At 74.1% G+C, this 21,634-nt stretch carries 18 protein-coding genes; 12 read left to right on the forward strand and 6 right to left on the reverse strand.

Annotation, left to right across the window (positions count from 1 at the left end):
* Window positions 1-52 precede the first annotated feature (52 nt).
* The 3 genes from AOQ37_RS19990 to AOQ37_RS20000 form a co-directional block, all read right to left on the reverse strand.
* Complete coding sequence (locus AOQ37_RS19990; RefSeq protein ID WP_062645925.1) at window positions 53-1,924, reverse strand: sensor histidine kinase; 1,872 nt, start codon at window positions 1,922-1,924, stop codon at window positions 53-55.
* Window positions 1,921-2,619, reverse strand: a complete 699-nt coding sequence (locus tag AOQ37_RS19995; RefSeq protein ID WP_062645926.1) for a response regulator — start codon at window positions 2,617-2,619, stop codon at window positions 1,921-1,923. The genes AOQ37_RS19990 and AOQ37_RS19995 overlap by 4 nt, the downstream gene beginning before the upstream one ends.
* Before the next feature lie 531 nt (window positions 2,620-3,150).
* Window positions 3,151-4,569: a M1 family metallopeptidase gene (locus tag AOQ37_RS20000; RefSeq protein WP_062645927.1), complete on the reverse strand. Its 1,419-nt coding sequence runs from the start codon at window positions 4,567-4,569 to the stop codon at window positions 3,151-3,153.
* A gap of 162 nt (window positions 4,570-4,731) precedes the next feature.
* Between AOQ37_RS20000 and AOQ37_RS20005 the strand changes: the two genes are divergently transcribed.
* Window positions 4,732-5,097 (forward strand): DUF488 domain-containing protein, encoded by a 366-nt coding sequence (locus AOQ37_RS20005; protein WP_062645928.1) that lies wholly within the window; start codon window positions 4,732-4,734, stop codon window positions 5,095-5,097.
* Window positions 5,098-5,174: 77 nt separating this feature from the next.
* On the opposite strand, the gene AOQ37_RS20010 is transcribed toward AOQ37_RS20005, so the two are convergent.
* Together AOQ37_RS20010 and AOQ37_RS20015 are read right to left on the reverse strand one after the other, a co-directional pair.
* On the reverse strand, window positions 5,175-6,848 hold the full coding sequence (locus tag AOQ37_RS20010; RefSeq protein WP_062645929.1) for an FAD-binding dehydrogenase: 1,674 nt from the start codon (window positions 6,846-6,848) through the stop codon (window positions 5,175-5,177).
* A 28-nt stretch (window positions 6,849-6,876) separates the two neighbouring features.
* Entirely contained in the window at window positions 6,877-7,536 is a 660-nt protein-coding gene (locus AOQ37_RS20015) for a TetR/AcrR family transcriptional regulator (protein WP_062646080.1), read from the reverse strand.
* Between the two features lie 194 nt (window positions 7,537-7,730).
* Here AOQ37_RS20015 and AOQ37_RS20020 point away from each other — a divergent pair, with 194 nt between their 5' ends.
* From AOQ37_RS20020 to AOQ37_RS20035, 5 genes are read left to right on the forward strand one after another with little or no spacing between them, the layout of a single operon-like run.
* On the forward strand, window positions 7,731-8,360 hold the full coding sequence (locus tag AOQ37_RS20020) for an alpha-ketoglutarate-dependent dioxygenase AlkB (protein ID WP_062645930.1): 630 nt from the start codon (window positions 7,731-7,733) through the stop codon (window positions 8,358-8,360).
* 55 nt (window positions 8,361-8,415) lie between these two features.
* Window positions 8,416-8,769, forward strand: coding sequence for an acyltransferase family protein (locus AOQ37_RS42150; RefSeq protein ID WP_374701519.1), 354 nt, complete (start codon window positions 8,416-8,418; stop codon window positions 8,767-8,769).
* A 2-nt stretch (window positions 8,770-8,771) separates the two neighbouring features.
* On the forward strand, window positions 8,772-9,635 hold the full coding sequence (locus AOQ37_RS20025) for an acyltransferase family protein (protein WP_374701527.1): 864 nt from the start codon (window positions 8,772-8,774) through the stop codon (window positions 9,633-9,635).
* Window positions 9,636-9,685: 50 nt separating this feature from the next.
* Entirely contained in the window at window positions 9,686-10,435 is a 750-nt protein-coding gene (locus AOQ37_RS20030) for an MBL fold metallo-hydrolase (protein WP_062645931.1), read from the forward strand.
* Between the two features lie 9 nt (window positions 10,436-10,444).
* Window positions 10,445-11,680 (forward strand): DUF4032 domain-containing protein, encoded by a 1,236-nt coding sequence (locus tag AOQ37_RS20035; RefSeq protein ID WP_062645932.1) that lies wholly within the window; start codon window positions 10,445-10,447, stop codon window positions 11,678-11,680.
* A 142-nt stretch (window positions 11,681-11,822) separates the two neighbouring features.
* Here the strand turns inward: AOQ37_RS20035 and AOQ37_RS20040 are convergent, their stop codons facing one another.
* Window positions 11,823-12,695 carry a universal stress protein gene (locus AOQ37_RS20040; protein ID WP_062645933.1) on the reverse strand — a complete coding sequence of 291 codons (873 nt, stop codon included), beginning with the start codon at window positions 12,693-12,695 and terminating at the stop codon, window positions 11,823-11,825.
* Between the two features lie 62 nt (window positions 12,696-12,757).
* Here AOQ37_RS20040 and AOQ37_RS20045 point away from each other — a divergent pair, with 62 nt between their 5' ends.
* The 6 genes from AOQ37_RS20045 (at window position 12,758) to AOQ37_RS20070 (ending at window position 21,472) form a co-directional block, all read left to right on the forward strand.
* Window positions 12,758-13,114: a VOC family protein gene (locus AOQ37_RS20045; protein ID WP_062645934.1), complete on the forward strand. Its 357-nt coding sequence runs from the start codon at window positions 12,758-12,760 to the stop codon at window positions 13,112-13,114.
* A 142-nt stretch (window positions 13,115-13,256) separates the two neighbouring features.
* Entirely contained in the window at window positions 13,257-14,933 is a 1,677-nt protein-coding gene (locus tag AOQ37_RS20050; protein WP_062645935.1) for an NAD(P)/FAD-dependent oxidoreductase, read from the forward strand.
* The gene (locus tag AOQ37_RS20055) at window positions 14,930-16,435 is read left to right on the forward strand and encodes an ATP-binding protein (RefSeq protein WP_062645936.1); all 1,506 of its coding nucleotides are present in this window, start codon (window positions 14,930-14,932) and stop codon (window positions 16,433-16,435) included. The genes AOQ37_RS20050 and AOQ37_RS20055 overlap by 4 nt, the downstream gene beginning before the upstream one ends.
* A complete protein-coding gene (locus AOQ37_RS20060) occupies window positions 16,432-16,785 on the forward strand; it encodes a UBP-type zinc finger domain-containing protein (RefSeq protein WP_062645937.1) in 354 nt (117 codons plus the stop codon). The genes AOQ37_RS20055 and AOQ37_RS20060 overlap by 4 nt, the downstream gene beginning before the upstream one ends.
* An 84-nt stretch (window positions 16,786-16,869) precedes the next feature.
* Window positions 16,870-19,857 carry a helix-turn-helix transcriptional regulator gene (locus tag AOQ37_RS20065; protein ID WP_062645938.1) on the forward strand — a complete coding sequence of 996 codons (2,988 nt, stop codon included), beginning with the start codon at window positions 16,870-16,872 and terminating at the stop codon, window positions 19,855-19,857.
* Between the two features lie 184 nt (window positions 19,858-20,041).
* Entirely contained in the window at window positions 20,042-21,472 is a 1,431-nt protein-coding gene (locus AOQ37_RS20070; protein ID WP_062645939.1) for a CAP domain-containing protein, read from the forward strand.
* Window positions 21,473-21,634 lie beyond the last annotated feature (162 nt).

The raw sequence follows: 21,634 nt of genomic DNA on the forward strand, positions 1-21,634 counted from the left end.
GCCCGGCCGGCGGCGGCCGGCCGTCGCGCGGTGACTGGTCGTCGCGCGGTGGCTAGTCGTCGCCCGGGGGCGTCGCCGCGGGCAGTCGCAGGGTGAAGACACTGCCCTTGCCCGGGGTGCTCGCCGCCTGTGCCGTACCGCCGTGAGCGACCGTCAGATGGCGGACAATCGGCAGGCCCAGGCCGCTGCCGCCGGTGCGGCGGCTGCGGGACTTCTCCGCCCGCCAGAAGCGCTCGAAGACCAGCGGCAGATCCTCCGCGGCGATACCCGTGCCGGTGTCGGCGACCTCCAGGACGACGCGCTCGCCGTCGTCCCGGGCGCTGAGGGTGACCGTGCCGCCGGGCGGGGTGTGGCGTACCGCGTTGGTGACGAGGTTGCCGAGTGCCTGCCGCAGCCGCACCGGATCGGCGTCCAGCCAGGGAGCCCCCTCGGTCCCGGTACGCAGACGCACACCGGCCGTGTCGGCGGCGACCCGGTGGGCGGCGGCGACCTGCGCGAGGAGGTCGTCGGCGGGCACCGGTTCGCGATGCAGACCCAGCGTGCCGGCGTCGGCTGCCGCGAGGTCGCGCAGGTCGTCGATGACGCGCTGGAGGAGCAGGGCCTCCTCGTGCAGGGCGCCCAGCAGTTCGGTGTCGGGTTCCACGAGGCCGTCGCGGGTGACCTCCAGCCACCCCCGGATGTTGGTGAGCGGGCTGCGCAGTTCGTGCGCCACGTCGCTGACGAGGGCCTTGCGCTGGGCCTCCAGCCGTTCCCGGCGCTCGGCGAGGTCGTTGAAGGCCTCCGCGAGGATCCCGGTCTCGTCGCGCGTCGTGACGGGCACCCGGGCGTGCCGGTCCGGGGGTTGCTGCGCGGCCTCGGTCAGGGCGCGCAGCGGCCGTACCAGCCGGGTGGCGACGACGGCGGTGACGGCGACGGTGACGGCCAGCACCAGCCCGGCCGCGCCCGCCACCTTGGCCTTGTTGGCCGGGGACATCACCCAGCGGGGAGCAGGGCCCTCGTCCCCGACGCCCAGGAACAACTCGGCGACCGGGGCGACGTACGGGTCGAGCTGGGCGCGCCGGGCGGTCTCGAAACAGCTCTGGGCGGCGCGCAGGGCCGCTTTGCCGCCCGCGTCCCGGCCGTCCACGACCTTGGCGAACACGGGCGCCGGCGTCGGGGCCCGGCCGGACGTGCCGGGGAGCGCGATGCCGAAGAGCAGGGGGATGTCGGGATCCAGGCCCGCTCGGGTCAGGCAGTCACCGGCGCGGCCCTGGAGCGCGGTCAGTGCCTTCTCCTCCGTGGGCGCGGGTGTGTCGAGCCGCCCGTCCCCGCATTCGTCGAACGCGTACCCCGAGACGGCGGTGGCGTCCGCGGAGGTGACCACCGGGCGCCCGCTGGGCGTGTGCGTGACGGTCGTGTCGACGCCGAAGCGGGACAGGCAGCGTTGCCGCGCGCCGGCCACGGCGTCCAGTTTCGCGCGCTCGGACGGGGTGAGCCGGTAGGGGCCCACCACGCGCGGGTCGGTGCCGCTCAGCTGCGCGCCCGGCTCGCTCCAGGTGTCGGTGCGCAGCGGGTCGACGGTGGCGGAGGCACGCGGCGGCAGGGAGGTACCGTGCGGCGCGGAGTCGGCCAGGAGGGTGCGGTCGGCGGTGGTCAGGGCGATGCGCCGGCCGGTGCGCGCGGACAGGTCACGGACCGTCGCCCGGACGCCCTCCCAGCCGGGATGGGTGGCGGCGTAGCCGCTGAGCCGCGCGAGGATGTCCATGTCGTCGGCGAGGGCCTGGCCCTGCTCCTCCCGCAGCGCGCGGGTGGTGGTGGTGACGGCGAGCCAGGCGGTGGCGGCCACCGAGCACACGGCGATCAGGACGGACGCGATCAGCAGCCGGACCAGCAGGCGCTTGCGCAGCGGTATGCGGGTACGGGTGCGGGTGCGGGCCCGGTTCACGCGTGGCCGCCGCTGAGCTTGTAGCCGACGCCGAACACCGTCAGCAGGCGCACCGGTCTGCGCGGGTCGGCCTCGATCTTCCGGCGCAGGTTCATGATGTGCACGTCGACCGCCCGTTCCGTCGAGGCCCGGTCGAACCCTCGGGTGCACTGGAGCAACTGCCGCCGGGTGAAGACCCGTTCGGGCTCGGCGGCCATGGCCAGCAGGATCTGGAACTCGGCCGGCGTGCACTCCACCGGCTCTCCGGCGCAGCGCACCTCGTGCCGCTCGGGATCGACGGCGAGGCCCGCGGCCCGCACGACGGGACCGTCCCGCCGGTCGGCGCCGGCCCGGCCGCTGCGCCGCAGGACGGTACGGATGCGGGCCATCAGCTCGCGCGGACTGTAGGGCTTGGTCATGTAGTCGTCGGCGCCCAGTTCCAGGCCGAGCAGCACATCGTCCTCGCCGGCGCGGGCGGTGAGCATCAGTACCGGGATGTCGTCGTCGCGGCGCAGCACCCGGCAGACTCCGAAGCCGTCGACGACCGGCAGCATGAGGTCGAGGACGACGAGGTCGGGGCGGTGGCGCCGCACCGCGTCCAGTGCGGCCGCGCCGTCGTGCACGACGGTGGCGGTGTGGCCCTCGGCGAGCAGCGAACGGCGGATGAGTTCGGCCTGCATCGCGTCGTCCTCGGCGACCAGTACATGCGCGCACACGCGGCGACTCCGTTCGTCAGCGGGCCAGAGATGCATGGTCGCCCATGACGACCACGGGGTAGGGGTGGGGTCCAGGGCGAGGAGCGGCTCCTTCATGTGCTCCTCGGCGAGGCTCACGCAGCCGTGCGCGGGGGCGCCGTGGTCGACGTGCAGCCGGACGCCGCCGCCCCGGCCCGCTCCGAGCGGGCGGGTTGACGCCGTGGTCGTACGAGAGCCGGGTGCCGGGGTCGCGCTCGAGGCCGCCGACGTGGTGAGGTCGTGGACACCGATCGGTGAGCGCAGGTCGCCGCTCCGGTGCCGGCCGCTCCGGTGTCGGCCGCGCGGCGCGTTGTGCGCGGGCCGGCACTCCCCCGCCCGCCGGCCGGCCTCGGTGCGCCGGTGTGGCCGCGGCACCGCCGCCGCATCCGGTGAGCGGGAGGGACGCGGCGAGCGGCGCGGCCCTGCGGCGAAGGGTGATCATCGTTCGACCTTCGCCGACAGGTGTGTGGAACTCGTCAGGTTTCGGGGCCCGTTCGGGCGCCGGGACCCGGTCTAGGGCTTGCCGGGCTTGCCGCTGGTGTACAGCCAGGTCCGGAACAGCGTGCCGAGGTCCTGCCCCGACTCACGTTCCGCGAGCCGCTCGAACTGGGCGGTGGTGCCGTGGCCGTAGCGGTGCGCGGCCGCCCACGCGCGCAGGACGCGGAAGAAGGCGCGGTCCCCGACGGTGGTGCGCAGGGCGTGCAGGGTCATGGCGCCGCGGGCGTAGACGGGCGTGCCGAAGATGTTCGCGCCGCTGCCGGGGTCGCCCGGCGGGAACTCCCACAGGCCGTCGGTCGCGGGGCGGGCGTACAGCGCGTCGAAGGTCTTCCGGGCGCTGTCGCCGCCGTGCTGTTCGGCGTACAGCCACTCGGTGTAGGCGGCGAAGCCCTCGTTGAGCCAGATGTCCTTCCAGGAGGTCAGGGAGACGGAGTCGCCGAACCACTGGTGGGCGCTCTCGTGGACGAGGGTGCTCAGGTCGGGGGCACGGTCGTAGACGGGCCGCGACTGGGTCTCCAGGGCGTAGCCCACGTCCGGGGCGTGGTCGACGATGGAGCCGGCCGCGCGGAAGGGGTAGGGCCCGAACAGCGCGCTCTCCCACTCCAGCACGGCGGGCAGCTGCTTCAGGACGGGTGCGGCGGCCGCGGCCTCACGCGGGTCGACGGCGTCGTAGACCTCGACGCCGTCGCGGGTCGTGTACTGATCGACCCGGAAATTCCCCACCGTGGCGGTGGCGAGGTAGGCGGCCATGGGTTCGCTCTGGCGCCACCGGTAGGTGGTCCTGCCGTTCGAGGTCCGCCGGCCGAGGAGGACCCCGTTGGCGACGGCGGCGCGGTCCTCGGGGACGGTGATCGTGAAGTCGTAGGAGGACTTGTCGAGGGGATGGTTGTTGGCCGGGAACCAGGTCATGGCCCCCTGCGGCTCGCCCGCGACGAAGGCTCCGTCGTCGGTGGGGATCCAGCCGTCGAGGGAGCCGTCGGGGTCGGTGACCGGGCCGGGGGTGCCCTGGTAGGTGACGGAGACCTGGAACCGCTCGCCTTCGCGCAGGGCGTGCCGCGGGGTGACGACGAGTTCCTGGCCGTCGCGCCGGTGCGCGGCCTTGACGTGGTCGACGGTGAGGCCGGTGACCTTCAGCCCCTGGAAGTCGAGGTCGAAGCGGGCCAGCCGCCGGGTGGCGCGGGCGGTCAGCACCGCCTTGCCGTCGAGGTGGCGGCCGGCCGGGTCGTAGCGGAGGGTCAGGTCGTAGTGGCTGACGTGGTAGCCGCCGTTGCCGGCGAGGGGGAAGTAGGGATCGCCTGCGCCGGCGGGGCCCGCCGGTCCGGCCGCGGTGGCGGGTCCCGCCGCCGCGAGCAGCGCCGCCAGGGCCACGGGGACGGTGGCGGCGACGGCTTCGCGGCGCAGGAGGGTGGTGGCGCGTCTGCGGGAGTGTGTCACGTGCGCTCCTGGGGGGGTGGCGTGTGATCAAACGTCCACAGACTAGGGACCGGACGCCTCGTTCCTCCCCCTCGTTCAGGTCAAGCCGGGCGGTGTCCGCCGGTGTCCCCGGTCTACGCTCGACGGGACCCGCCACCCCGAGAACGGACGGACGGCCCGCCCATGAGTGTCCGTGTGCGTCGCGTCTACGACCCGCCCGAGCCCGGCGACGGGGTGCGGGTCCTGGTCGACCGGCTGTGGCCGCGCGGGGTGTCCAAGGACGCGGCCCGCGTGGACGAGTGGCCCAAGGGCCTCACCCCGTCCACCGAACTGCGCCGCTGGTACCACGCGGGCGAGCGGTCGTACGAGGAGTTCGCGCGCCGCTACGAGGCGGAGCTGACCGCGCCCGAGGCGGCCGCGCTCCTCGACCGGTTGCGCGAGACGGTCCGCGAGGGGCCGGTGACCCTGCTGACGTCCGCGAAATCCCCGGAGCAGAGCCACACGGCGGTGCTGGTCCGACTCCTGGAGGCGGAGGCGGACCGACGCTGAAGATCCGGGACGGCCGCCTCCGCCGTAGGCTCGTCCGCCGGTCCGTCAGGGCGGCCGCCCACCCGTCTGTCCGCCCGTCAGCCCGTCTGCCGGGCCGCGGCCCGGCCGGCGGCGCGTCCGGAGAAGAGGCAGCCGCCGAGGAAGGTGCCTTCGAGGGCGTTGTAGCCGTGCACGCCGCCGCCGCCGAAGCCTGCCACCTCGCCCGCCGCGTACAGGCCCTCGACCGGCTGTCCGTCGGCGCCCAGGGCGCGCGAGTCGAGGTCCGTCTGGATGCCGCCGAGGGTCTTGCGGGTGAGGACGTGCAGCTTGACGGCGATGAGCGGGCCTGCCCCGGGGTCCAGGATCCGGTGCGGGGTGGCGACCCGGCCGAGCCGGTCGCCGATGTAGCGGCGCGCGTTGCGGATGCCCTGGACCTGGGAGTCCTTGGCGTACGGGTTGGCCAGCTGGAGGTCGCGGGCCTGGATCTGGCGGCGCAGTCCGTCCGCGTCGAGCAGCGGCTTGTCCGTCAGCGCGTTCATCTTCTCGACGAGCTTGTCGAGGGTGTCGGCGATGACGAAGTCCGCGCCGCGGTCGAGGAAGGCCTGCACCGGCGCCGGGGCTCCCTTGCCGAGCAGCCGGTCTCGCAGGACGGCCTTGCGGTCCTTGGCGGTGATGTCGGGGTTCTGCTCGGAGCCCGAGAGCGCGAACTCCTTCTCGACGATCTTGCGGGTGAGCAGGAACCAGGAGTGGTCGTGCCCGGCGAGGTCCTCGGTCGTCCGCAGGTGCTTGAGCGTGTTGAGGGTGTCGTAACCCGGCAGGCACGGGTCGGGCAGCCGGCGGCCGAGGGCGTCGAACCACAGGGAGGAGGGGCCGGGCAGGATGCGGATGCCGTGGCCGGGCCAGATCGGGTCCCAGTTCTGGATGCCCTCGGTGTAGTGCCACATGCGGTCGCGGTTGACCAGCCGGACACCGGCCCCGGCGCTGATGTCGAGCATGCGGCCGTCGACGTAGGCGGGGACGCCGGTGACCATCTCGGCGGGCGGCGTGCCCAGCCGCTCGGGCCAGTAGCGCCGCACGATCTCGTGGTTGGCGCCGATGCCGCCGCTGGTGACGACCACCGCCTGGGCGGTCAGCTCGAAGTCGCCGGCCCGGTCGCGGTTGGAGGCGACGCCGCGCGCGGAGTCGTCGGGGGCGAGGACCGTGCCGCGCACCCCGCGGGCGGCGCCGTCCTCGAGCACCAGTTCGTCCACCTGGTGCCGGTGGTAGAAGGTCAGCAGCCCGTCCTTCGCGGCCTGCCTGGCGTACCGGACGAACGGCTCGACGACGCCCGTGCCGGTGCCCCAGGCGACGTGGAAGCGGGGCACCGAGTTGCCGTGTCCGTCGGCGCGCAGGTCGCCGCGCTCGGCCCAGCCGACGGTCGGCACGAAGGAGATCCCGTGCCCGGCGAGCCAGGTCCGCTTCTCCCCCGCCGCGAACTCGACGTAGGCGCGGGCCCAGCGCATCGCCCAGGAGTCCTCGTCGTCGGCACGGTCGAACTGCGCGCTGCCCTGCCAGTCGCTCCAGGCGAGGTCGAAGGAGTCCTTGATGCCGAGCCGGCGCTGCTCCGGGGAGTCGACGAGGAAGAGCCCGCCGAAGGACCAGAACGCCTGGCCGCCGAGGTTGGCGGCGTTCTCCTGGTCGACGAGCGCGACCCGCCGTCCCCTGCTGGTGAGTTCGTGCGCCGCGACGAGGCCCGCGAGGCCCGCTCCGACGACGATGACGTCCGCGTCCATGGCGTCCGCTGCCTTTCTCCTGAGGATGTCATTCCGGGGTGCCGCTGCCGTCGGTCAGCAGCGCGGTGAGCAGTTGCTTCAGCCAGACGCGGGCACCCTCGACGTCCTTGTCCAGCAGCAGTTGGGCGGTGACCCCGTCGTAGGCGGCGACCACGGCGTGCGCCGCGCTGTCGACGTCCCCGAGCACGGCCGGCGGCTCGGCGAGGCCCCGGGCGCGGGCGAGCCGCTCGGCGATGGCCCGCCGCAGCCGCGCCCGGTGTTCGAGCAGGGTCTGCGCGACGTCCGGAGCGCGTGCGGCGTGCACCAGGAAGTCCGTCTTCACCAGCAGCCAGTCCAGGTCGAGCAGGAGCACCTCGGTGACCCGGTCGACGGCGGCGGGCACGTCGAGGTCCGGTCCGTCGAGGGCGAGCGCTCCGGACACCTGCTCGGCGATCAGGTCGGCCCGCTGCCGGTAGAGGGCGAAGAACAGCTCGTCCAGGCTGTCGAAGTTGGAGTAGAAGGCGCCCCTGCTGTACCCGGCGGCCTCGCAGACCTCCTCGATGGAGACCCGCCCGAAGCCCTTGGCGGCGAAGACCTCGAAGGCGGCGTCGAGCAGTCTGGCCCGGGTGCGGACCCGGCGCCTGGTGACGCGCCCGGTCGTCCGCCCGGCCTGCGCGTCCCGCTCGGCCTGCTGCCCGGTCCGCTCCAGCTGCTCCGTCTGCTCGACCTGCTCCGTCTGCTCCGTCACCGTCTCGGACCTCCGTTCGATACGGGAATGTATCCGATACATCGATGTATCGAAAGACCTTGCGAAGCAGGCTTCACCCCCGGGCTTCACCGCCCCGAACCCCGCGCGTGATGATCGAAGGGAACATATTTTCGATTAAGGCGTAGGCTGGAACCATGACCGCGCACCACCTCCAGGGCTCCCTCTTCGACCAGACCGACGAACTGCGCCTCGGTCCCCTCGACGGCATCCGGCGGACCACCCTCGGCGCGGGCGCCTGGATCGACGTGCTGCCGGGCTGGCTCACCGGATCGGACGCCCTCTTCGAACAACTGGCGGCCGAGGTCCCCTGGCGGGCCGAGCGCCGCAAGATGTACGACAACGTCATCGACGTACCGCGCCTGCTGGCGTTCTACGGAGCCGGCGAGGAGCTGCCCCACCCCGTGCTGGGCCGGGCCCGTGCGGAACTGTCCGCGCACTACGCCGGGGAACTGGGCGAGCCCTTCGCCACCGCGGGCCTGTGCCACTACCGCGACGGCCGGGACAGCGTCGCCTGGCACGGCGACCGGATCGGCCGCGGCGCGCGGGAGGACACCATGGTCGCGATCCTCTCCGTGGGCTCCCCGCGCGATCTGCTGCTGCGCCCGGTAGGCGGGGGCGAGACGGTACGGCGCCCGCTGGGACACGGCGACCTGATCGTGATGGGCGGCTCCTGCCAGCGGACCTGGGAGCACTGCGTCCCCAAGTCGGCCCGGGCCGCCGGGCCGCGCAGCAGCGTCCAGTTCCGCCCGCGCGGGGTGCGCTGAAACGGAACCGGCGGTACCCGTGTCCCCGCCCCCCGGGGGTCCGTGGTTTGACCGCATGACCGACCCGCCGGAGCCCGCGTCCGCCGCCGGGACCCCGACGAGCGCGCGACCCCGGCGGACCGAACTGGACGTCCTGCGGGCCCTCGTGGTCGTCGGCCTGGTCTTCTTCCACGCCGCCCTGGTCTTCTCCCCGGACGACGACTTCTGCGTCAAGAACCGGGACACGACGGACGTCGTCACCGTCGTCGCGGGGCTCGGGGTGGTGTGGGCGATGCCGATGCTCTTCCTGGTGGCGGGGCTCGGCGCCCGCTTCTCGATCGGCCGGCGCGGCCCCGGCGGCTTCGCCCGCGAACGCCTGCTGCGCCTCGGCGTCTGCGCCTCGGCGTCCCCCTGGTCCTCGCGACGCTGACCATCGTCCCCGTCCCGCAGTGGCTGCGGCTGCGCGCCGCCGACCCCGGCTACGACGAACCGTACGGGCGTTTCTGGCCGCGCTTCTTCGACGTCCGCCCCGACCTCGGCGACTTCCCCTTCGTCCTGCGCGGGGAGTACTTCGAGACCGGCCATCTGTGGTTCGTGGTGCTGCTGCTCGCCTTCTGCCTGCTGCTCGCGCCGGTCGCGGGCCCGCTGGCCGCCGCCGCGCGGCGGACCGGCGCCGCGGTGGCGCGCCGGCCGGCCCTGCTGCTCCTGCCCGCCCTCCCGCTCGCCGCGATCGACTCCCTGCTCGGCATGGAGGAGAGCTACGCCGGCTGGAACCGCTGGGCGTATCTGGTCTTCTTCGGGTACGGCTACGCGCTGTCGGACGACGACCGGGTCAGGGCCGCGACGCGACGCCTGGCCCTGCCGGTCGGCCTGCTGGGCCTGGCGCTGTTCGCGGCGACCGCGCCCGGGTTCATGGGCGCGGACGACCCGTTCACCGAGCGGACTCCGCTCGCGCTGGTCACCCGGGCGCTGTTCGGCGCGGCGGGCTGGGCCTGGGTGGTGGCGATCCTGGGGCTGCTGGACCGGCCCCGCCCGCACCGCCGACCGCCGGGCCGGGTCCTCGGGTATCTCGCGGTCGCCGCGCTGCCGTTGTACGTGCTCCACCAACCGGTGGTGGTGGCCTTCGCCTACGGCGTGGTCGGCCGGCGGACGCCGATCGTCGTCAAGTACGCGGTGATCGTCGCCGCTTCACTGACCGTGATCCTGCTGGTGTACGAGTACGGGGTGCGCCGGACGCGGGTGACGAGACTGCTGTTCGGCATGCGCGGAACCCCACCGTCCGCGGCCCCCCGCTGATCTGCTTTGCTGTCCCCGTCGGGCACGAATCTCCAGGACACGGGACGGCCATGCGGGCAGACGTACGGCAAGTGGCGGACGGCACCTACCTGGTGCACGGCAGCAACACCAACTGGGTGATCCTCACCGAGGGGGACGCCGTCACGCTGATCGACACCGGCTACCCGGGCGACCGGCAGCTGGTCCTGGACTCCCTCGCCGCCGTCGGGAGTTCACCGGAGGCCGTCACGGCCGTGCTGATCACCCACGCCCACAACGACCACCTGGGCTCCGCCGAGCACCTGCGCTCCGCGTACGGCACCCCGGTGTATCTGCACGAGGCCGAAGTGCCGCACGCCCGCCGGGAGTTCCTCCAGCAGGTGACCGTGGGCGAGGTGCTGAGGAACGCCTGGCGGCCCGGAGTGCTGCCCTGGACGGTGCACGCGCTGCGCTCCGGCGGCACCGAACAGCACCCGGTGACCTCACCCGAGGCGTTCCCCGGCGTCGGCGGCGCGCTCGACCTGCCCGGCCGGCCCGTACCGGTGCACACCCCCGGTCACACCAGCGGCCACGCCGTCTTCCACCTGCCGCGGGCGGGCGTCGTCGTCTCCGGCGACGCCCTGGTCAACGGCCATCCGACCTCCCGGCTGAAGGGCCCGCAGCTGCTGCCGGACATGTTCCACCACGAGCGCGCCGTCGCGGTGGAGTCCCTCAGGGTGATCGAGGGACTGGAGGCCGATCTGCTGCTGCCCGGACACGGCCCGCTGCACCGGGGGTCCGTGCGGGCCGCCGCCCAGCAGGCCCGCGAACGCGCCGTCTAAGGTCGGGCCATGGCTTTGCAGATCAGCGCCACCAACCCGGAGCATCCGGCACTCCTGCTGGAGCTGCCCTGGCACCTGCCCCTGGAGGAGTGGCCCGAGGAGGTCCTCGTCCCGCTGCCGCGCGGCATCTCCCGCCACGTGGTGCGCTACGCCCAGGCCGGCGACGAGGTGATCGCCGTCAAGGAACTCGCCGAGCGCCCCGCGCTGCGCGAGTACGAGCTGCTGCGCGACCTCGACCGGCTGGGCATCCCCGCGGTCGACCCGCTGGCCGTGGTCACCGGCCGCACCGACCACGACGGCGGCCCGCTGGAGCCGGTGCTGGTCACCCGGCATCTGGGCGGCTCGATGCCCTACCGCTCCATGTTCGAGACGACGATGCGCCCGGCCACCATGGACCGGCTCATGGACGCTCTCGCGGTGCTGCTGGTCCGGCTGCACCTGGCGGGGTTCGCCTGGGGCGACTGCTCGCTGTCCAACACACTGTTCCGACGGGACGCGGGCGCCTACGCCGCCTACCTCGTCGACGCCGAGACCGGCGACCTGCACCCCCGGCTGAGCCCCGGCCAGCGCGACTACGACCTCGACCTCGCCCGCGTCAACATCAGCGGCGAGCTGCTCGACCTGGAGGCCTCCGGGGCGCTGCACCCCTCGGTGGACCCGATCGAGTTCGGCACGGAGATCTGCGCCCGCTACGGGGCGCTGTGGCAGGAACTGACCCGCACCTCGGTCTACCCGGCCGGCAAGTACCACTACATCGAACGCCGGATCCGCCGGCTCAACGAGCTCGGTTTCGACGTCGCCGAGATGCAGATCGAGCACTCCTCCAACGGCGACACGGTCACCTTCGTGCCGAAGGTGGTCGACGCGGGCCACCACCAGCGTCAGCTGCTGCGCCTCACCGGCCTCGACACCGAGGAGAACCAGGCCCGGCGGCTGCTGAACGACCTCGAGAGCTGGATGGCCACCCAGGACGACCACGCCCCGGGCGACCCCCTCGCCGCCCGCCCCGAGGTGCTGGCGCACCGCTGGGTACGGGACGTCTTCCGGCCCACCGTACGGGCGGTCCCCCTGGAGCTGCGCGGCTCCATGGACGCGGCGGAGATCTACCACGAACTCCTCGAACACCGCTGGTACCTCTCGGAGCACGCGCAGCACGACATCGGGCTCGACACGGCGGTCGAGGACTACATCCAGAAGATCCTGCCCAAGGCCCGGGAGACCCTGGAGCCGACGCTCCCGGAGTGAGCCGGCCGAGAGCGTCGGGGCCGAGTCAACCGGCCGGAGCGGGTCGGGGCGGAGTGAACCCGCCGGAGCGAACCGGCCGGACAGGGTCGGCCGCAGCGGGTCGGCCGGAGTGAACCGGCCAAACCGGCTCGGCCGCAGCGGCTCAGTCGTGGGGCACGACGGCGACCGGGCAGTCCGCGTGGTGCAGGACGCCGTGCGCCACCGAGCCGATCCGGGCGCCCACGGCCGTGCGATGGGCACGGCGGCCGACCACCATCAGCTGCGCCCGCCCGGAGACCGACAGCAGCACCTGCCCGGCGCTGCCCATCTCGACGTGCTCCACCACCGGCACGTCGGGGAACCGCTCCCGCCACGGCGCGAGGGCCGCGGCGAGTGCCTTCTTCTCGTACGGCTCCAGGCCGCCGGCCTCGTCGGCGAGCTGGAGCGAGCCGGGGCTGAAGGCGAACACCGGCGGCAGCGTCCAGGCCCGTACCGCGCGTACCCCCGCGCCCCGGGCGGCCGCGGTCTCGAAGGCGAGGCGCAGTGCCGGGGCGCTGTCCTCGGGCTCGCCGTGCTGACCGACGACGATCTCACGGCCGGCCGCCTCGGAGGACGCCTCGTCACCGGCCCGGACCAGCACGACCGGGCACGCGGCCTCGGCGATCACCTGCCGGCCGACCGAGCCGAGCAGGAACCCGACCACCGGCCCGTGCCCGCGCGAGCCGAGCACCAGCAGTTCCGTGTCCGCCCCGGCGGCGACGAGCGTGCCGACCGGGTCTCCCTCCCGCACCTCGGTGGTGACGGCGAGGGCCGGGTGCCGCTCGGCGACCGTCGCGACGGCATGCCGCACGGAGTCCCGCACCCACCGCTCCTGGGCGTCCCGGTCCGCGACCTCGGGCGCGGCGTTCGGCTGGAACCGCCAGGCGTGCACCACCCGCAGCTCCCGGTCGCGCCGGACGGCCTCGCGGGCCGCCCAGGCGAGCGCCGCGAGGCTCTCGTCCGTCCCGTCGACCCCTGCCGTGATCGGGACCGTCATCCCGCCGCCTCCTTGTGTCGTGATCACATCCGTCGGGCCCCAGTCTTCACTACGCTGCGGACATGGCTTTGGACTGGGAACAAGTGATCGTCGACTCGGCCGACCCGTCGGCCCTGGGGCGCTGGTGGGCCGCGGCCCTCGGCTGGGTCGTGGTCAACGACGCACCCGACGAGTACGAGATCCGGCCGGAGCAGGACCGGACGCCGGGTCTGCTGTTCGTCCCGGTGCCGGAGCGGAAGACGATCAAGAACCGGCTGCACCTGGACTTCCGCCCCGACGACCAGGAGGCCGAGGTGGCCCGTCTGCTGTCCCTGGGTGCCCGCCGCGCGGACATCGGACAGGGCGAGCAGCCCTGGGTGACGATGACCGACCCCGAGGGCAACGAGTTCTGTGTCCTGGGCGCGCGCAGGCCCGCTTGACGGCGGACGCCCCGCCCTGTACCGAGAGCGCACGGTCCGCCGTGGTCCGGAGCGGCCCGGGACGATCGAACATACGATGGGCTGAGTCGGCGCGGGCTTCGCCGTGCCGCGTGAGCGACGACCCTCTCGGGGTGGGAGACGTATGGCACAGGCCGCCGATTCGGCGCGGACCGTCATCCTGACCGTGGACGACGACCCGGGGGTATCCCGTGCCGTCGCCCGTGACCTGCGGCGCCGCTACGGCGCCGGGTACCGGATCGTGCGGGCCGAGTCAGGGGAGTCCGCGCTGGAGGCGCTGCGGGAACTGAAGCTCCGGGGCGACCTGGTGGCCGTCATCCTCGCGGACTACCGGATGCCGCAGATGAACGGCATCGAGTTCCTCGAACAGGCGCTGGACGTGTATCCGGGCGCGCGGCGCGTGCTGCTGACCGCGTACGCCGACACGAGCGCGGCGATCGACGCGATCAACGTCGTCGACCTCGACCATTACCTGCTGAAGCCGTGGGACCCGCCGGAGGAGAAGCTCTACCCCGTCCTGGACGACCTGCTGGACGCCTGGCGCTCCAGCGACTACCGGCCCGTGCCCGCCACGAAGGTGGTCGGGCACCGCTGGTCGGCCCGGTCGTCGGAGGTACGGGAGTTCCTGGCCCGCAACCAGGTGCCGTACCGCTGGTACTCCGCCGACGAGCCGGAGGGACAGCGACTGCTGGCCGCGGCCGGGGTCGACGGGCAGCGGCTGCCCCTGGTGGTCACGGCGGACGGCACGCCCCTGGTCGAGCCGGACGCGCCCGAGCTCGCCGCCCGCGTGGGGCTGGCGACGACACCGACGGCCGACTTCTACGACCTGGTGGTCATCGGCGGCGGCCCGGCCGGGCTCGGCTCGGCGGTGTACGGGGCCTCCGAGGGGCTGCGGACGGTGCTCGTGGAGCGGTCCGCGACCGGCGGACAGGCCGGGCAGAGCTCCCGCATCGAGAACTACCTGGGCTTCCCGGACGGCGTGTCCGGGGCCCAGCTCACCGACCGGGCGCGGCGGCAGGCCACCAAGTTCGGCGCCGAGATCCTCACCGCGCGCGAGGTGACCGGCCTCGAGGTCAACGGCTCCGCACGCGTCGTGCGGTTCTCCGACGGCTCCGCGGTGGCCGCGCACAGCGTGATCCTCGCGACGGGCGTGTCGTACCGGCAGCTGGCGGCTCCGGGCTGCGACGACCTGACCGGCTGCGGGGTGTTCTACGGGTCGGCGCTCACCGAGGCGGCCTCCTGCCAGGGGCAGGACGTCTACATCGTCGGCGGCGCCAACTCGGCCGGCCAGGCGGCCATGTACCTGGCGAGAGGCGCCAAGTCGGTCACCCTGCTGGTGCGCGGCGAGTCCCTGGCGGCGTCGATGTCGCACTACCTGATCCAGCAGATCGACGAGTCGCCCAACATCAGCGTGCGCCCCGGCACGGTCGTCGACGCGGCGCACGGGGACGGCCACCTGGAGCAGCTGACACTGCGGGACGTGACGACCGGCGAGACCGAACTCGTCGACGCGCAGTGGATGTTCGTGTTCATCGGCGCGGCCCCGCTGACCGACTGGCTGGACGGCACGGTGCTGCGCGACGAGCGCGGGTTCATCCTCGCCGGACCCGACCTCACGCCGGACGGACGGCCGCCGGCCGACTGGGCGCTCGACCGGCCGCCGTACCACCTGGAGACCAGCATTCCCGGCGTGTTCGTGGCGGGTGACGCGCGCGCCGAGTCCGCGAAGCGCGTCGCGTCCGCCGTAGGAGAGGGAGCCATGGCAGTGATGCTCGTCCACCGGTATCTGGAGCAGTCATGAGCGGGCAGCTGATGCCGTGCAGCCCGAACGAGATCAGTTCGCTGTTCCTGTTCGAGAAGCTCTCCCCCGAACAGCTCGGACGACTGTGCGCCGAGGGGCGGGTGGAGAAGTTCGAGCCCGGTCCCGTGTACACCGAGGGCGATCCGGCGACCTGCTTCTACGTGATGATCGAGGGCTCGGTCGTGCTGTACCGCCGGGTCGGCGGGGACGACGTCGAGGTGAGCCGGACCTCCCAGCGCGGGGTGTACGCCGGGGCCATGCAGGCCTACCTGGGGGACCAGGTGCCGCAGGTCTACAACAACTCGATGCGGGTGACCGAGCCGACGCGGTTCTTCGTGCTGCCCGCCGAGTCGTTCTCGGCCGTCATGCGGGAGTGGTTCCCGATGGCGGCCCATCTGCTGGAGGGGCTGTTCTTCGGCTCGAAGAACACCCAGCGGGCGGTCGGACAGCGTGAACGGCTGCTCGCCCTGGGCTCGTTGTCCGCGGGCCTGACCCACGAACTCAACAACCCGGCCGCGGCGGCCGTACGCGCCACCGCGACGCTGCGGGAGCGGGTCGGGAAGATGCGGCACAAGCTGGCCGTCATCGCCTCCGGCGCGTACGACCCGGAAGCCCTCGCCCGGTTGATCGAGATCCAGGAACGGACGGCCGAACTGGTCGCCAAGGCACCGTCGTTGAGCCCGCTGGAGGCCTCCGACCGGGAGGACGAACTCGGCGACTGGCTCGACGACCACGGCATCCAGGAGGGCTGGCGGATCGCGCCGACCTTCGTGCAGGCCGGCCTGGACGTGGACTGGCTGGAGCAGGTCGCGGCCACCGTCGACGACGACACCCTGCCGAGCGCGGTGGGCTGGCTCAACTACACGGTCGAGACCGAGCTGCTGATGGACGAGATCGACGACTCCACCAACCGCATCTCGCACCTCGTCGACGCCGCCAAGCAGTACTCGCAGCTCGACCGCGCCCCCTACCGGGTCGTCGACGTGCACGAACTCCTCGACAGCACGCTGCTGATGCTGTCGGGCAAGATCGGACAGCGCATCGAGGTCGTGAAGGAGTACGACCGTACGCTCCCGGCGATCCCGGCCTACCCGGCGGAGCTCAACCAGGTGTGGACGAACCTCGTCGACAACGCCGTCTTCGCCATCGACAGCGCGGGCGGCGAGGGCACATTGACGGTGCGGACGGCTCGCGAGGGCGACCGGCTGCTGGTGGAGTTCCGCGACACCGGCCCCGGTGTCCCGCCGGACGTGCGGGGCCGTATCTTCGACCCGTTCTTCACCACCAAGCCGGTGGGCGAGGGCACCGGGCTGGGCCTGGACATCTCCTGGCGGATCGTCGTCAACAAGCATCACGGCAGCCTCCTCGTGGAGTCGGTGCCGGGCGACACCCGCTTCCAGGTGCTGTTGCCGCTCACCGCGCCCGACCCCGAGAACGCGCCCGACCCCGAGAGCGCGTCGGACCCCGACACCGCCCCCGACACCGCCGAGGAGCCCGTATGACCGACACAGACGCCATCGACCCGAGCGTCCCGCCCAGCGGCGCGGGCTGCGTGGACTGCGACTCGACGGGCGGCTGGTGGTTCCACCTGCGGCGCTGCGCGAGCTGCGGCCATGTCGGCTGCTGCGACTCCTCCCCCGCGCAGCACGCCACCGCGCACTACAAGGCGACCGGGCATCCCCTGGTGCGCAGTTTCGAGCCGGGCGAGGAGTGGTTCTGGGACTACTCGAGCGACGAGATGTACGAGGCGGGGCCCGAGCTCGCCCCTCCGGCCAGTCATCCCGAAGACCAGCCCGTGCCGGGGCCGGCCGGGCGGGTGCCGGAGGACTGGACGCGGTCACTGCACCGCTGACGGCGGGCTGTTCGGGATCGTCCCCCTACGGCTCCGTTCCTGGTCGGGGGCCGCGTTGTCGGTGGCACGTGCCAGGATGGAGCCGTGTCGCAGACCGTGTTCGCCACTCCGTTCATCGGCCGGGAAGAGGAACTCGCCCGGCTCTCCGGCGTGCTGGAGCGCGCCCGCGGCGGTGAGTCGCGGGCGGTGCTGATCGCCGGGGACGCCGGTGTGGGCAAGACGCGGATGCTGGCCGAGGTCGCCGCGCGGGCGGCCCGTGCCGGCACGACCGTCCTCACCGGGCACTGCGTCGACCTCGGTGACGTGGGGCTGCCGTATCTGCCGTTCACCGAGATCCTGGGCCTGCTCGCCGCCGACGAGCGGTTCGCCGGCGTGCTCGCCGCGCACCCCCTGGTCGACCGGCTGCTCGGCGCCGGCCCGGAGGCCGACGCGGCGGGTGCCGCCCCGGGTTCCGGCGGCGGAGAGGGCCGGCTCAGGCTGTTCGAGGGGATGGCGGCGCTGCTGGCCGAACTGTCGGGCGTCACCCCGCTGCTGCTCGTCCTGGAGGACCTGCACTGGGCCGACCAGTCCTCCCGGGACCTGCTGCGCTTCCTGCTCAGCCGCGGCTTCCTCCAGCGCCCCGCGGGCGACGGCTCCGGTCACCGGCTGGTGATCCTGGCCTCCTACCGCGCGGACGACCTGCACCGCCGCCATCCGCTGCGCCCGCTGCTGGCCGAGCTGGTGCGGCTGCCGGCCGTGGACCGGCTTGAGCTGCGGCCGCTGGCGGACTCCGAGGTGGCCCGGCTGCTGCGCGCCCTGGAGGACCGGCCGCTGCCGGACGCCACGGTGCGCCGGATCGTCGAGCGCGCGGAGGGCAACGCCTTCTACGCGGAGGAGTTGCTGGCGGCCACCGACACGGAGTCCGGCGGCATGCCCAGCGGGCTCGCCGACCTGCTCCTCATCCGCGTCGAGCAACTCCCGGACACCGCCCAGCAGGTGCTGCGGACCGCCGCCGTCGCCGGGCGCCGCGTGACCCACGATCTGCTGCGGGACGCGGCCGGACTGCCCGAGGACGAGCTGGAGTCGGCGCTGCGGGAGGCCGTCGGCCACCAGCTCCTGGTAGCGGGCGAGGACGGCGCGTACGCCTTCCGGCACGCCCTGGCCCGCGAGGCGGTGTACGCGGATCTGCTGCCGGGTGAACGCTCGCGGATGCACGGCGCGTTCGCCGCGCTGCTGGCCGACCGGGGCCACCGCGCCGAGACCGCGGCCGAGCGGGCCCACCACTACCGCGAGAGCCATGATCTGGGCGCGGCCCTCGCCGCCTCGCTGGAGGCCGCCGACCACGCCCGGCGGGTCGGCGCGCCCGCCGAGGAACTGCGCCAGCTGGAAGCCCTGCTCGACCTCTGGGAGTCGGTCCCCGCGACGGCCCTTCCGGTCGGCGAGGGGACCGACCGCGTGACGCTGATGCTGCGTGCCTCGGCGGCGGCCGCGCACGCCGGGGAGGCGCACCGCGCGGTCTCCCTCACCCGGGCCGCGCTCGCCGGCGTCGGCCAGGACGCCGACTCCGAACTCGCCGCCCGGGTGCGGTACACGCTGGCCGGCACCCTGATGAACGTCGACAGTCTGACGGCCGCGTTCGCCTGGAGCAGCGAGGCATTGGCGATGATCCCCGCCGAACCGCCGTCGCCCACCTGGGTGTGGGCCGCCGCCACACATGTCCTGGCGGCCCGTCAGGTCGGTGAGTCCGAGACCGCCCTGCGGGTCGCGCGCCGGGCGCTGCGCGCCGCCGAGCAACTCGACCTGACGGACGCGCGTGCCGACCTCCTGGTCTCGCTGGCCAACCTCGAGGGCGACGGCCGCCGCTCCGCCGAGGGCCGCGCCCGGCTGACGCAGGCGCGTGAACTGGCCCGGCGCGGCGGCAACGCGCCGGTGGAGATGCGGGCCCTGTTCACCCTGGCCATCGGCGCCTACGAGGCCGGGCAGCTCGAGGAGTCCCTGCCCTGGCTGGCCGAGGGCCTGGACCGGGCCCGCCGGGCGGGGCTGCTGTCCTCGCCGTACCCGCTGGAGATGCGGTACCTCCAGCTGCTGGTGCTCTACACCCTGGGCCGCTGGGACGAGTGTCTGCGGACGGCGGCGACCGACCTGGCGGTGCTGCCGGCCTCGGGGGGCTACGCGGTGGGCCCCGCCCTGTACGTGGGTCTCGCGCGCGGCGACCGGGGCGTCACCGACCGGGCCCGCTCCCTGATCGAGGGGCGCTTCGACTGGATGGCGTCGCTCGTCGCGGGCATCGTGCTGACCGACGCGGCGGTACCGGCCGGGGACGCCGAGGCGGCGGTGACCCGGCTGCGGTCCTCGGTCGAGGCGCTCACGGACGAGGCGGGCACGCTCCCGGACGTCACGGTCCGGCTCACCGCGCTCGCCCTCACGGCGGTCGCCGAGGCGGCGACCGGGGCACGGCACGCCGGTGACGCGGCGGCGGCCGACCGCTGGTCGGCGGTGGCGACGGAACTGCTGGAACCGGCCAGGTCGGTGGCCCTGCGGGGCGCGACCGGCGTGCCGCAGGGCCCGGAGGGGCGCGCCTGGCTGGCCCGCGCGGAGGCCGAGTGGGTGTGGGCCACCACCGGGCCGGATCCGGCGGCCTGGGAGAAGGCGGTGGCGGCGTTCGGCTACGGCGACGCCTATGAGCTCGCCCGCTGCCGACTGCGGTACGCGCAGGCCCTGCTGGGGGCCGGCCGTCGCGAGGAGGCGGCCACCGAGGCCCGCGCCGTCCGGGTGACCGCCGTACGGCTGGGCGCCACACCCTTGTCGGAACGCGCGGACGACCTGATCCGGCGGGGGCGCCTCACCGACGACCGGTCCACCGCCCCCGGCGGCCCGGTCCCTCTCACGGCCCGGGAGCGGGACGTCCTGCGGCTGCTCGCGCTCGGCCGGAGCAACCGGCAGATCGGCGAGGAGCTGTTCATCAGCGGCAAGACGGCGAGCGTCCACGTCTCCAACATCCTCGCCAAGCTGAGCGCGGCGAGCCGCACGGAGGCGGTGGCGATCGCCTACCGCGAGCGACTGCTCGAACCGGAACTCGGCACGCCGGGCTGATCCGGCCCCCTCGCCCCGCCCAGGCCGCCCGGACGCCGGACCCCGGGCCCACCGAGGTCGGCTGCCCGGTGTGCCGGGGCGAGCCGGGCGTGGGCGGGAGGGCGGTGAGGAACCTCGGTCGCGGGCCGTGCGTTGTCGGGGCAGGGCCGCGGCGGGGCCCGTGCGACGACATCGGGGCGGCAGGATGAACGTGTTGGTTCCCGGGGGCAATCTGCCCCTCCCGGGTGGCGCCCTGGCCGTTCGGGTACCCGGCCCCTTCGATCTGTGCGCCCTCGTCACCGACGACAGCGGCCAGGTGCGGGGCGACGCCGACTTCGTGTTCTACAACCAGCCGACGGCACCGGGAGCCGTGCTCCGCGGCGACACCCTGACGCTGGAACCCGACAGACTGCGGACCGGCGCCACCCGCGTCACGGTGGTGGTCGGCGCGGCCGCGCCGGGTACGCCCCTGGCCCGGCTGCCCCTGCCCACGCTGCACGTCACCGACGCGCCGGGCCGGGTGCTGGCCCGGTTCACGCCCCCGCCCGCGCAGGGCGAGACGGTGCTGCTGCTGGCGGAGTTCTACCGGCGCGGCGGCGGCTGGAAGCTGCGGGCGCTCGGCCAGGGGTACGCGGACGGACTGGCGGGCCTGGCCCGGGACTTCGGGGTGGACGTCGTGGCGGAGGACGGTCCGCCCACGGGCGGACGGGCCGGGGCGGCACCGGCCCACGGGTACGCCGGGGAGACCGGCACCGGCCCCGCGAGCCGGCGGCGGACCACCGCACCCCGCCCGACGACGACACCGGGCTCCGTGCCGTCCCGCCCGTCCGCCCCGTACGTGCCCGCGGGGTCCGCATCCGACCCCGACGGGTTCCTCGCCCTCGTCAACCCCGCCCGCGCCATCGCCGGTTCGCGGCCCGTGTCCCTCGACGCCCGCCTCGCCTCCGCCGCCGGGGCGCACGCGGCCGCCCTGGCCGCGGCCGGGCGGCTCGGTACCGAGGGCGCGGACGGCGTCTCGGTGCACCAGCGGATCACGGCCACCGGCTACCGGTATCTCGCCGTCGGTGAGCACCTGGTCTCCGGGCCCCGCACCACCGCCGAGTTCGTCGCGTACTGTCTGCGCACCGACCAGGCCCGGCAGACCCTGCGCGATCCCGCGTTCACGCACGCCGCGCTGGGGCGGGCAACCGACACCCGCACCGGCGACACCTACTGGACCGCCGTTTGGGCGAGTGCGCTCACCCCGGACGGTCTGGCCCGGACCGCGGCCGAGGTCGTCGCCCTCACCAACCGTGAGCGGGCGAGGGCCGGGCTGCCCGCCCTGGCCGTCGATCCCCTGCTCACCACGGCGGCGCAGGCGCACAGCGCGGACATGGTGGCGCGCGCCTTCTACTCCCACACCTCACCCGAGGGGAGCCACCCCTGGGACCGGGCGGCCGCCGCGGGCTCGACCCGGCGGACCATCGGGGAGAACATCGCCTGCGGCCAGCGCTCCCCCGCCGAGGTGACGGAGGGCTGGATGAACAGTCCCGGTCACCGGGCCAACATCCTCAAACCCGCCTTCACCCACATCGGCGTCGGCTTCGCGGGCGGCGGCCCGTCGGGCACGTACTGGACCCAGCTCTTCGGCGCCTGACGCGTCACCGGCCGCCACCCTCCGGCACCCGCTTCCCGGCACCCGACTCCCGGCCTCCGCTCCCCACCCTCCCCTCTCCCCTCAGCCTTCTCCGTTCTCCCTCTCCGCTCTCCGGCCTCCGTTCTCAGTCCTCCAGGCTCCCGGGTGATCTGCGCCTCACAG

The organism is Streptomyces maremycinicus, from assembly GCF_001184025.1.
Classification (GTDB): Bacteria; Actinomycetota; Actinomycetes; order Streptomycetales; family Streptomycetaceae; genus Streptomyces; species Streptomyces maremycinicus.

Excerpts from the sequence above, each read along its gene's own strand:
- AOQ37_RS42150 (WP_374701519.1), top strand. The coding sequence starts at position 8,416 with ATGACCGACCCGCCGGAGCCCGCGTCCGCCGCCGGGACCCCGACGAGC.
- AOQ37_RS20005 (WP_062645928.1), top strand. The coding sequence starts at position 4,732 with ATGAGTGTCCGTGTGCGTCGCGTCTACGACCCGCCCGAGCCCGGCGAC.
- AOQ37_RS20055 (WP_062645936.1), top strand. The coding sequence starts at position 14,930 with ATGAGCGGGCAGCTGATGCCGTGCAGCCCGAACGAGATCAGTTCGCTG.
- AOQ37_RS20035 (WP_062645932.1), top strand. The coding sequence starts at position 10,445 with ATGGCTTTGCAGATCAGCGCCACCAACCCGGAGCATCCGGCACTCCTG.
- AOQ37_RS20045 (WP_062645934.1), top strand. The coding sequence starts at position 12,758 with ATGGCTTTGGACTGGGAACAAGTGATCGTCGACTCGGCCGACCCGTCG.
- AOQ37_RS20070 (WP_062645939.1), top strand. The coding sequence starts at position 20,042 with ATGAACGTGTTGGTTCCCGGGGGCAATCTGCCCCTCCCGGGTGGCGCC.
- AOQ37_RS20040 (WP_062645933.1), bottom strand. The coding sequence starts at position 12,695 with ATGACGGTCCCGATCACGGCAGGGGTCGACGGGACGGACGAGAGCCTC.
- AOQ37_RS20060 (WP_062645937.1), top strand. The coding sequence starts at position 16,432 with ATGACCGACACAGACGCCATCGACCCGAGCGTCCCGCCCAGCGGCGCG.
- AOQ37_RS20020 (WP_062645930.1), top strand. The coding sequence starts at position 7,731 with ATGACCGCGCACCACCTCCAGGGCTCCCTCTTCGACCAGACCGACGAA.
- AOQ37_RS20010 (WP_062645929.1), bottom strand. The coding sequence starts at position 6,848 with ATGGACGCGGACGTCATCGTCGTCGGAGCGGGCCTCGCGGGCCTCGTC.
- AOQ37_RS20030 (WP_062645931.1), top strand. The coding sequence starts at position 9,686 with ATGCGGGCAGACGTACGGCAAGTGGCGGACGGCACCTACCTGGTGCAC.
- AOQ37_RS20050 (WP_062645935.1), top strand. The coding sequence starts at position 13,257 with ATGGCACAGGCCGCCGATTCGGCGCGGACCGTCATCCTGACCGTGGAC.